We start from the raw sequence: 2,699 nt of genomic DNA on the forward strand, positions 1-2,699 counted from the left end.
AGCAGCAGACCCAGCCGCAGCAGGGCCCCGCGCGCGCCGGCGCCGAGCGGCACGGCCGCCACGGCGCGTTCCAGCAGGGCGCCCGCCGCCCCGGCGGCGGCATCCAGCGGCTGATCGCCCGGCGCGAGCAGCTGCGCCTGAGCAACGACCAGGTGTCGCGGCTGCAGGCGATCGACCAGCGGCTGCAGGGCCAGAACCGCGCGCTGGAGGACCGCCTGCGCGCGCTCTTCCAGCAGAGCGGCCTGCCGGACTTCCGCGCGCGCCGCGCCGAGGGCGGCCAGCGCGCCCGAGACGGGCAGGGCCAGCGCCGCGAGCGCGGCCAGCGCCCGCAGCTGACCGAGCAGCAGCGCCAGCAGCTGCAGCGCCTGCGCGAGCAGGCCCGCCCCATCCGCGAGCAGCTGCAGCAGAACCGCCAGGCCGCCATGCGCGAGGTGCAGTCGGTCCTCACGGACGCGCAGAAGCAGCAGCTGCGGCAGCTCCGCCAGCAGCACCAGGGCCGCCGCGGCCAGCGAGGCGAGGGCCGCCAGGGCCGCCGCCCGCGCGGCGAGCAGCAGCAGGGCGCTCAGGGCCGGAACCCCGGCGCGTGAGCGCGGGCCGATCGTAAGGACGATGGGACGAAGCGGGGCCGGCAGCGATGCCGGCCCCGCTTCGTCTCGTCCGCGGAACCATCGCCGCGGCGCGCCGGTAATCGCCGCGCGCCGGTGCGAATCGGTTGCGCATCGCCGCGCGCCGCGTGTAGTTTCGCGGGGAACCGGCGGGTGGCGCCCGCCGTTCGCCGTTTCGGGACCAATCTCTCGTCCCCTTCCCTCCCCCGATCCGACCCATGGACCAACTCTTCCGGCGGAAGCCCATCAGCGAGGTGCGCGGCGACCACGTGGACCCGCAGACGGAGGTGGAGACGGGGCTGCGGCGCTCGCTGGGCGTGTGGCAGCTCACCGCGCTGGGCATCGGCGGCATCATCGGCGCGGGGATCTTCTCCGGCGCGGGCACGGCCATCTCCGGCGGGCCCAACCACCTGGGCGCGGGGCCGGGGCTGGTCGTCTCGTACATCCTGGTGGCCATCGCCTGCGGCTTCGCGGCGCTGTGCTACGCCGAGTTCGCGTCGCTCATCCCCCAGGCCGGCAGCGCGTACACCTACGCCTACGCCACGCTGGGCGAGCTGGTGGCGTGGATCATCGGGTGGGACCTGATCATCGAGTACGCGGTGGGGAACATCGCGGTCGCCGTCTCCTGGTCGGCGTACTTCGACACGCTGATGCGCGGCTTCGGCATCCACTTCCCCGCCTGGCTGGTGACGGACCCGCGCACGGCGGTGCAGGGCTTCCACGCGCTGCAGGCCAATCCCCAGCTGACCGACGGGGCCACGCTCGAGGCCGCGCGCGCGTGGACCACGGCGCCCCACATCGCCGGGCTGCCGGTGATCTTCAACCTTCCCGCGGTGCTGATCGTGGCGCTGATCACCTGGGTGCTGGTGATCGGCATCCGCGAGAGCGCGTGGACCAACACGGTGATGGTGCTGCTGAAGCTGGGGATCCTGGCGTTCTTCATCGCCATCGGCGCGGTGTGGGTGCAGCCCGAGAACTGGCATCCGTTCATGCCCAACGGCTGGCAGGGCGTGTTCACCGGCGCGTCGCTCATCTTCTTCGCCTACATCGGCTTCGACGCCGTCTCCACTGCGGCTGAGGAGGCCAGGGACCCGCAACGCGACATGCCGCGGGCGATGATGCTGTCGCTGGCCGTGACGTCGGTCATCTACATCGTGGTGACGCTGGTGATGACGGGGCTGATGCCGTGGAACCAGATGGGGAACGCCGACCCGCTGGCCAGCGCCTTCGCGGCGCGCGGCTACCACTGGGCCGCGGGGATCATCTCCTTCGGCGCCATCATCGCCATGGCTTCGGTGCTGCTGGTGTTCCAGCTGGGCCAGCCGCGCATCTTCTTCTCCATGGCGCGCGACGGGCTGCTGCCGCCGTTCGCCGCCAAGCTGCATCCGCGCTTCCGCACCCCGCACGTGACCACGATCCTGACGGGCGCGTTCGTGGCCTTCTTCGCGGCGTTCGCCAACATCAACGAGGTCATCGAGCTCACCAACATCGGCACGCTGTTCGCCTTCGTGCTGGTGGCCATCGGGGTGATGGTGCTGCGCCTCCGCGAGCCGGAGCGCCACCGGCCGTTCCGCACGCCGCTGGTGTGGGTGGTGGCGCCGGCGGCCATCGTCTCGTGCGGGTTCCTGATGTACCAGCTTCCGGGGCTCACCTGGGCGCGCTTCGGGATCTGGCTGGCGGTGGGACTGGTGATCTACTTCCTGTACGGCTACCGGAAGAGCGTGCTGCGCAACCGCGAGACGCCTGCGAGCTGACGGTCAGCCCCCTCGCACGAGACGACGAAGCGCCCCTCCCGGCCAGCGGGAGGGGCGCTTCGTCGTCCGTGTCCTGCCGTGGTCAGACAGAATCCGGGAATCTGGTTGATGCACCCGGACCGATTCCACGCCCACGTCATCCTGAGGCCGGCCAGACCGTAATCAGCGTCTGTGCAAGTGCTTGCAGGCCGAAGGATCTATCGGTAGTGACTCTACTCATCAGTGATGAATTCTCCGAGTCAGGAATTCCTCCCAGGTCCAGACGTGGCCGCTCAGCCCGATGGCCATTGCGGGGGTTCGCTTGCGGTAGCGGTGCCCCTTCGGCAGGTCGGATGCCTGC

The 2,699-nt window shown here is 71.1% G+C and carries 2 protein-coding genes; both read left to right on the plus strand.

The genetic code is table 11. From position 1 onward, the window contains the following. The coding region (locus tag VF092_31785) for a hypothetical protein (GenBank protein HEX6751919.1) at nt 1-587 on the plus strand (587 nt) is incomplete at its 5' end. Nucleotides 588-823: 236 nt separating this feature from the next. Continuing rightward, nucleotides 824-2,359 carry an amino acid permease gene (locus tag VF092_31790; protein ID HEX6751920.1) on the plus strand — a complete coding sequence of 512 codons (1,536 nt, stop codon included), beginning with the start codon at nt 824-826 and terminating at the stop codon, nt 2,357-2,359. Nucleotides 2,360-2,699 lie beyond the last annotated feature (340 nt).

Source organism: Longimicrobium sp., assembly GCA_036377595.1.
Taxonomy (GTDB): Bacteria; Gemmatimonadota; Gemmatimonadetes; order Longimicrobiales; family Longimicrobiaceae; genus Longimicrobium.